The organism is Cryobacterium sp. 10I1 (genome assembly GCF_035019805.1).
GTDB lineage: Bacteria > Actinomycetota > Actinomycetes > Actinomycetales > Microbacteriaceae > Cryobacterium > Cryobacterium glucosi.
Window position 1 is genome coordinate 1 of sequence record NZ_JASJVF010000162.1, and the last position, 7781, is coordinate 7781.

The 7781-nt window shown below is 62.1% G+C and carries 7 protein-coding genes; 1 reads left to right on the forward strand and 6 read right to left on the reverse strand.

Annotated elements, in window-relative coordinates; all coding sequences use genetic code 11:
• A partial coding sequence (locus tag QN345_RS13160; RefSeq protein WP_323508731.1) for an ATP-binding protein occupies positions 1–203 on the forward strand: 203 nt, incomplete at its 5' end.
• A gap of 710 nt (positions 204–913) precedes the next feature.
• On the opposite strand, the gene QN345_RS13165 is transcribed toward QN345_RS13160, so the two are convergent.
• The 6 genes from QN345_RS13165 to QN345_RS13190 form a co-directional block, all read right to left on the reverse strand.
• Complete coding sequence (locus tag QN345_RS13165) at positions 914–1495, reverse strand: hypothetical protein (protein WP_323508732.1); 582 nt, start codon at positions 1493–1495, stop codon at positions 914–916.
• On the reverse strand, positions 1492–3492 hold the full coding sequence (locus QN345_RS13170; protein WP_323508733.1) for a hypothetical protein: 2001 nt from the start codon (positions 3490–3492) through the stop codon (positions 1492–1494). Before QN345_RS13170 ends, QN345_RS13165 begins: the two co-directional genes overlap by 4 nt.
• A 199-nt stretch (positions 3493–3691) precedes the next feature.
• Entirely contained in the window at positions 3692–4921 is a 1230-nt protein-coding gene (locus QN345_RS13175) for a hypothetical protein (protein WP_323508734.1), read from the reverse strand.
• A gap of 548 nt (positions 4922–5469) precedes the next feature.
• Complete coding sequence (locus QN345_RS13180; protein ID WP_323508735.1) at positions 5470–6945, reverse strand: hypothetical protein; 1476 nt, start codon at positions 6943–6945, stop codon at positions 5470–5472.
• A gap of 260 nt (positions 6946–7205) precedes the next feature.
• Positions 7206–7466: a ferredoxin gene (locus QN345_RS13185; RefSeq protein ID WP_134449596.1), complete on the reverse strand. Its 261-nt coding sequence runs from the start codon at positions 7464–7466 to the stop codon at positions 7206–7208.
• Positions 7463–7781, reverse strand: a 319-nt coding sequence (locus tag QN345_RS13190; RefSeq protein WP_323508736.1) for an NADH-ubiquinone oxidoreductase-F iron-sulfur binding region domain-containing protein, incomplete at its 5' end; no start/stop codon positions are given. The genes QN345_RS13185 and QN345_RS13190, both read right to left, overlap by 4 nt.

A 7781-nucleotide genomic window follows, 5' to 3' on the forward strand; every position in this document is an offset into this window, starting at 1 on the left:
GAACCCCTACCTCCCGCCGTACTACCGTCCGGACGAGAACGACGAGGCGATCCAGTACCTGCACGAACGCCGCCGCGATGCTCGACCGGCTCCTGCACCGATCCGTCGTCGTCACCCTCGACGGCGGCTCCTACCGACTCCGCAACCACGCCGCCCAATCCAACGAGCTCCGCCGCGTGACAACGGGCACGAACTTCCGCTAACCTAACCCCGCGACCTGGGGAGCTTCGATGAGCAAGACTGGGGAAATTCGCTGAGCGCCGTCAATTGCGCAGTCACAGAGAAGCCATCTGGTAGGTAACTGGGGAACCTAGTTATCACTTCTTGGCTATGGGTGGGCGACTGTCGAGCGTCCGCGTTCTACTGGGGGGGGTGTGAAAAAGTTAAATATCCGACGCTAGCGCCATACTTCAATCGAAAGGATAAGTCGCGGACATGACCACGGGCAGGTTCGTGGCCAGGCGAGGTTTCAGTCTGCATTTGGTGTATCTCGAAGGGAGGTGCGCGTTGCGTTGGTGCGTACACGACAACCGTTACACAGTGCGCCCTTGTATTTGCAGGGCTGTATGAGATCTCAAACAGTGTCACGCGAACGATCTCTACCGGACGCCGCGCAGGCTTAGCGACGCCATAGATAAAGTCGACGCGGACATTGATCGATATGTTTACGACCTGTTCAATCTGAGCGCCGAAGACGTGGATCTAATAGAGCTGGCCCTGTCCGAGATCTCGAACCCTCTAGCAAGCAACGTCACTGGTGATAATTAGGCGGACTGCATCATGGCTTGGAGACAGTCCGGGAAACTGGGTACGGCGCCACTGGCCGTCAGCGGGCAGTCCCGTGGCCGCCCAGTTTGGCATGGCCGCTAACAGAAGACTTCCCCAACACAAACGGTACCTGTCTGACCAGCCTCTAGACATCATCGGATTCCCCCGCGCGCTCACGGCGAACCATCTGCACCACTTCGCCGGACGTCGCTCGGGCCGCCCCGTCAGCCCTCAGAGCGACGGCTTCTTTCGCGTCGCGCAGCTCGTCTCCAAGGCGTAGAATCCGCAGCTTGGCTGTCCGGGCGTCGGTCTGAAGCGCAGCGATTTCGATATCCTTTGTCTGGATGACGCGCACGAACGTCTCCGCCGCTTCCTTCCATTGCATGCGCTCTTCACGCGCCTCGGTGTATCGCTGAGTCATTGACTCTAGAGCGTCAGCCGTCTCGGCCAGGTCATCTGCTAGAGAGACCTCTAGGTTGCTAGATGGCTCAGGCGCCGCGGTCCCCGCTTTGACCATGGACTTGAACTCGTCCCGCAGGTCGCTGTACTCCCGGTTGAAACGGTTGCGTTCAACGCGGGACTCCTCAGCGAGTGCAAGCACGCTGTACCGGCCGGTCTCGATATGCAGCGGGTTCCCCGCCAGGACGCGTCGCATCGCCTCGACGATCCTGGTGCGGTTCGCATCCAGTGCAGGCGACAATCCGGTACCGCGGTCGTTCGTCGTCATGACCGGTCGCCTTCCTCGCTTGTGTGTTTGGGCAGTGAACGGACGGTCAGTCCGTGGATCTCGTGCGCTTCGATGAGTGCATCGTTGTGCTCGATACGACGAGTTAGGGATATTTTTAGCGGAACCGGGGTCAAGGGTGATGCAACCTCTGCACGGTGTTGATCCCGGTGCTCTCGCAAGCGGTCAATCTCTTTATCGGTCCGGGCATGGTTGGCGCAGTCCGCTTGGCACGCACCTCGGTCCGGTGAGTCGCCCGTGCCACACTTGGCGTACTCGGGGCGGTGGACGCACAGCGAGTAGGCACCAGGGTTGTCATACACGTTCACGTCGGGGTCATTGATAATCTGCCGGCCCTCGGACCTGCTGACGAACGTAGCCAGGACCGGCACCCGCAGTGCAGCGGCGCGCATCAACGCTTCTGCGGCGGGGCCTGAAACCTTGCTTCCCTGGGTGAGGGCCTGGCCGACCTGTTGCATTGTCTGGTCTTGGGCTGCAGCTGCTTCGGCCGACATCATCCGACGAACACCGACGTCGTGGAGCGCCGAGTAGCCGTCCCGCCCGAGTGAACTGTTGACTTGCTGATACTGCAAAGTCAAAGCGATCTCACCTTCGGGTTGCGCCTCGATGTGCCACGCCAGTGAGCGACGGAACGCTTGTGGTCGGATCGATCCTTCCAAGTCGTCAGGGATAGTGAACGCGCTGGGCAGTCCCCAATCAATAACCTGCTCGTTGACGTACTGGACGAACTGCACGATCCGCCGGTTGATGAGTTCGACTGTGGCCGGCCCGTCACTGCCGCGCACGCCGGGGAACAGGTATTCGTTTGTACGCATGATTTCGGCCAACTCGATGGCATCAGCGCCTGGCTTCAGCGTCACCCACATCGAGGGGTCTCCATGGAGATAGCGCTCACCATTCCTCTTCCGTCCCTTCTTGACTTCGCCGTGGACCAGGTAAGCGACTATTCCTCCCGGCCGCTCTTCCGGTACAACCTCAAGGCATCCGGTCTTTAGCGACAGCATCTCGTGGGGGCGCATCCCTGTCAGGTAGATCAGGACAATCACACAGGCTGTGTGCAGGAGTCGGATGAGGCGCGGAGGGTCGCCCATGCAGGTTACGACGTCGCGGTAGTCGATTGACAGCGCCCATGGGTAGCCATGGACGGTCGACCTGACCGGTGTGTTGATCGGCATTGGAACGGTTTCATCTGGACTAAACTGTCCCGCCAGCAGGCGGTGTGCTTGCGTCCGAAGCTGCGTCGGCTGATGTCCGTACCGGGCTCCTAGGTAGCCCCAAGCAACCGCCGTGCGTCCGTTATGAGCCCAGCCGGGCAGCACTCCGTCGTGTTCGTCCAAGTACTGCCTCAGGAACGCGATCGCTGCTTTCGGCTGGGGTGCCTCGCCGCGCCTGTAGCGGCCGTTGTGGGTGTCCTGTGGGATGCGAACAGGTATCGCAGCTTCCCACTCCTTAAGTCGGGCCTGTGCGGCGAGGATGTCAGGCGACAAGTCACGGACGAACGTGAGCGCCCATGTCAGCAACGAGTCCATCGTCTCCGGTTCGATTACGGGGATTCGGCTACCGTCCGCCCCACCCTCTCGCCGCAACTTAGTGTTGATGCTCCACGGTGGCTTGCAGAGCCGGTCTTGCGCGGGGAGGACGCCACTCATAAGGTGTAGGCGCCATAGCGCAAGCAGCCCTTTCGACTTCCTGGAGGCTGTCCAGGGCATTGCGAGGACATGGGTGTGATATTCCTCAAGGAGCTCTGGAGAGCAATCCGACAGAACTTCGACGCCACGTTCGTTGGCCCATGCGAGGAATGCGTTGACGGAGATCGTCGCTTCGATGATGGTCGCTGGCGCCATCCATTTGACGGCCGCGGAGCCCTTATTCATCAGGATCGCGGAAGGGGTTGGCTGGTTGATGAGGTTGTACGCAATCCGCTTGCGGGTCGCCCTGGTCTTAGGCGTGACTTCGTACTTCCGCCTGGCTCCTCTCATCGGAGTGAAATTCAGGACTAGTGGCTTTCCTGTTCGAAGCACACCCAGGGCGCTCAGCGGCCACCTATCGGCTGACACCGGCTTCACCGGAGTAGTCGCATTACGAACGCGTTCGGGCGAGATGCTCGGGCTGTCACCCTCAACATCAACGTACGGAGAGGCCTCGTCTCCGCCGTCCGGCTCGAACCAAGGACGTGGGCTACTCGGGTGTGTCATAGATGCCTCCAAGCAGTAGTCGGACGTAATGCTTGTCAGTCTCTGTTGCAGCCGCCAGAGCGGCGATCCTGCCTTCCTCAGTTAGTTGAGCGCGGCTGAACAGGAACACGTGGAGTCGGAGGTAGTCGTCGTCCCAGCGTTCCCATGCCCGGATGGTGAGTGTGCTGCGGAGGTCTTCGAACGCCTGTAGTAGCAGACACAGACGAGGCAAGTGTCTCGGCGTGGCAACGGCGTTCCGACACATCAGGCACATCAAAAAACTGTCACGGCATGGCTCGCCCGTTTCAGGGTGATGCAGTATGTCGTCGCAAGCGACGGTCGCCGTGTCCTTCGACCCAGACCTGATCGCCTCGTCCACTTCCGACTCCTCAGAAAGCCGCAGGATCAGCCGCTCTTCGGCTCGATCCAAAGCATGCTGAAGGCCCGCTGCGGCCGTCCTCCGGGCCTTGGCCCGCCCTGCCTCGTCCAGCAAAAGGTACGAGCTGACGTGCGTGCTCCGAGTGTTGTGAGTCGGTGCCGGGTTGATGATGGTCTGGTAGGTGCGATGAAGCATCCGAAAATTCACTTGCACTGCGTCCGGGAGCCAATCGGCCCACCGTCGGGGGTTAGGTTGTCGGCGCGTGCCGTTCCTCGCAGTCGGTTCGGACGGGTCGTCCGGTCGATCGGTGCTCTTCGCAGCGGCGTGCGGAACGCCTGCAAACACGCCGGGGACTATCGCTGTTGACGACTGGGAGCCGTCGTACCATCGACCCTTGTCTCGCACGCTTCCGTAGAGCAGCAAAAGGTCACTCGGTTGTCCGAGCGACGCCAGGTATACGCGCGTCGGTTCGGTGGCATCCTCGACCAATCGGTAAACACGTCCCATCGTGCCTGGACCGTCGTCCGGCCAGACACCAGGAAAGTGCCGGCGCGATGGTCCTCGCCGAGGCTTGTCGAGGTCAGCCGTGAAGATATCGAAGTCCACGTCGCCTTGCGAGGCGGTCTTGTCGGCTACTTTAAGCCGGGTCAGCGTGGAAAGGTTGAAGCCTTCCTTGCACGTCATCAGCGTGGCGGCTGCTACGGACTCAGCTGCCGTCAGCATGAGATCAGACCGTTTCTCACTTGGCATAGGAGCAGTCCCGTCCAGCCAACTGCGCATGGTGGCTGACCGTGCACGCGCCTCGTCGTTCGGCAGGTCCGCGGGTTGTGCAAAGGCGAACTCGAAGTTGTCCACGATCCTCTTCCGCGCGGTCGCCATGGCCCGGTGCGCGGCCCGCTCCAGCGCTCGAAACTCAGCGCGGTCGTATGTCGGCTGCGGTGGTGTCTGTGTCGTACCGATGCGTTGTGAGATGGCCCAGCGCGATCGTTGTGGCAGCACCTCGACGCCTTGTAAGAAGGTGCGGGCTATCCCCAAGACTGACAGCCTGCCGTGATCTGTGCGGGTGGCCTCTAGATGTACTCCCCAAGCCGCCCAGTGAGCCTCCGTCAGATCCCTGAAGGACTCAACGCCTTCTTCCTCGCACCACCGCACTAATGATCGAACGTCGAACAACGCGCGACGGACACCCTCCCGTGAGTTCCAGGTCCCTGTGGGTCCAACGCGGACAGCAAGGCCTTGAGCGGCCTCTTGCCGAAGAGTCAGAGCGCCCGGCCAGTCGGTAAGGTCGATGACATCTTGAGGACGCCTCGGTTCGTCTACCGTCCAGGTGACCTTCAGTCCACTGTCGCTCACAGCCGACGGGAAGGCCATCCCCTTCGGGGGCATCGCCGCCTTCCGCGGCACTAGCCGACCTTCTCGAACACAGTTCCAGAATCAAGGATGGCATCGGCTCCCACTGCCAGTCGACTGATCAGTGCACCGAGGTCTTCGCTCGCTGAAGCGGTATCGAAAAGAACCGACCGACGCATGCCCTTGATCGGCTCAAGATAGGTGTTCTTCGTGGTCGCCACGCGGCTGTGCCCGAGCATGTCGCGCACGATGTCGTACGCGGCCTCGTACCGACGCTCATCGTACGAATCACTTGCGCGGTACGACTCACGCTCGTCGATGCGTCGATGGAGGGCTGCCAGTAGGTAGAGCGCGAAGGAGAAGCGGAGCGAGTGCGGAGACAGGCTGATGCTCGTGTGGGGTGGAAGGCCGAGGCGCTGGTACTCGCGGAGAACCCGTGCATCGGCTCTTCGACAGACGCTGTTCCAACCTCTTGGGGTCATCGGGATTCCATCGTCACCCAGCCATACCGAGAGGGGCTCTAAGCGGCCGCGATCATCTCGGCGGAACAGGCGCCGCCGCTTGGCTTCATCCAGGTCGTCAACGAAGCCAGCAATCCCAGTATCGAGGACGTACCGGAGACGGCTGCCCTTGGTCTCAACGCCGTCGACGATCAACAACGTTGTCGACTGTTGAAAGGCCTCGTATCGTTCGGCGCGTTGCGCACGTCGTAAAGCTCTGTCCCGTCCACCGAATATGTACTCCTGAACCTTGGCGAGCATGTCCGGTAGGGGAGTGAAAACCCGCGTCGTGTTGTACTTGGTGACCGCCCTAGCCAGGCTCACCTCGACCGATTCACCCGGAACGTCATAAAGCAGCAGCGTGCTCTGTTCCCCGCGACGCATCGCAGACGTGATCATCAGGTCGCAGAACGCTTCATCGCGTTGCTGGCTCCGTCCGCCCCGCCACTTCGGTTCCATCGCTGCGGGCGCGACTCCTTTTCCTGAACGCTCCAATCGGAATCCACGTAGGCCAACATCTCGCCACGTTTGGTAGGTGTTGGGGGTCACCCACTTCGAACGCTGAGGTCTTACGCTCGATCCGTGAGGGCTACGCGTGGGGTGGCCGACGGCTCGGTCTGGTGGGACCGGGGACGCTGACACGTGGCCCTGCCGCTTAGCCCAAGCGTAGAAGTGATCTAGCGCGAATCTGGCCTTCATGAAGGTCGCTCCAGTGACGACCGGCGGCACTTCACCGACCATAGGTTCATGCAAATCGGGGTCCGTACGCCAACGCTTGAAGTCGATGTACTCGTCCTCTGATGCTTCATCCCACCGCATGTCGCGTGCCCACAGGAACGCCAACCATGTTTTGATCTCCAGTGCGTAGGTCACGCGGCCGGACGCCGCCCGGTCAGCGAAGTCGGAGCGAGCGAAGTACTTGACGAGACGAGGATCGATCGTCAGGTCTGGCGCGACGAGTATCGGCGTCCTGTCCTTGATAAGAAGTCGACGCTCGCGGGCCGGAAGGTCGACGTATTCAACGAGCATCGGATGACAATTTTCGCGAACCCTTGAACCCGCCGACGTGGTGATCAATAACCAGTCGCGACCCGGTCGGTTAGTCTGTCCCATCTGAGCAGACTAGTGGGTGAGCAGTGTTATTGAGTACAGAACAAGCGACCCACCATGCGGAGGCAACGAGGGCGGGAATCCAGAAAAATGGGCTGTGGCCGGGCCTTGTCATCATCCGAGCCTACGTCACTCCCCCGTCGACGGGCCCTCTCTGCGCTGGCGCGACCGGCGAGGAACTAGGGGTCGACGAGGGTGAGCGCCTGGCGTGGACAGAGGGACACGGCATCCGCTGCCGCGGCGAGCAGGGTGTCCGGGACCGGCACGTTCGAGCCGGCGCCGGCAGAACCGTAGCCGTAGGCGAGCGGGTAGCCCCAGTCGTCGCGGGCCAGCAGTTCCGGCAGGATCTCGGTGCAGAGCCCGCGGCCGTCGCACCTCGTCCAGTCGATGTGCAGGAGGGCGGCGGCCGGGCCGCGGGCCTCTGGGGTGCGCAGATTCATCGGTGGTCCTTTCGGCAGTGCCCGTTCAGGTGCGCGGTGACGTCATCGGCGAACACCGTGAGCGTGCTGAGCACGAACCGGGCGGTGCCGTCCGGGTGGTTGCAGGAGCCCCGCCCCGTGACGATGGCCGCGAGGCGGCGCACCTCCCCGGGGAGCCCCGGGTCGCGGTCCCCGGTAGCGAGACGCCCGAGCACGGCGGCCATCGCCGGGAGCCCGTTGACACAGGGGCCGCACTGGCCGGCGGTCTCGCCGGCGAGGTAGCTGGCGACCGCGGCCGCGACCGCGATCGGGCAGCGCCGTTCGCCGAGCCCCATC

What these genes read in the sequence shown, in the direction of transcription:
- QN345_RS13165 (WP_323508732.1), bottom strand. Translation starts at nt 1,495, where the DNA reads ATGACGACGAACGACCGCGGTACCGGATTGTCGCCTGCACTGGATGCG.
- QN345_RS13170 (WP_323508733.1), bottom strand. Translation starts at nt 3,492, where the DNA reads ATGAGAGGAGCCAGGCGGAAGTACGAAGTCACGCCTAAGACCAGGGCG.
- QN345_RS13180 (WP_323508735.1), bottom strand. Translation starts at nt 6,945, where the DNA reads ATGCTCGTTGAATACGTCGACCTTCCGGCCCGCGAGCGTCGACTTCTT.
- QN345_RS13185 (WP_134449596.1), bottom strand. Translation starts at nt 7,466, where the DNA reads ATGAATCTGCGCACCCCAGAGGCCCGCGGCCCGGCCGCCGCCCTCCTG.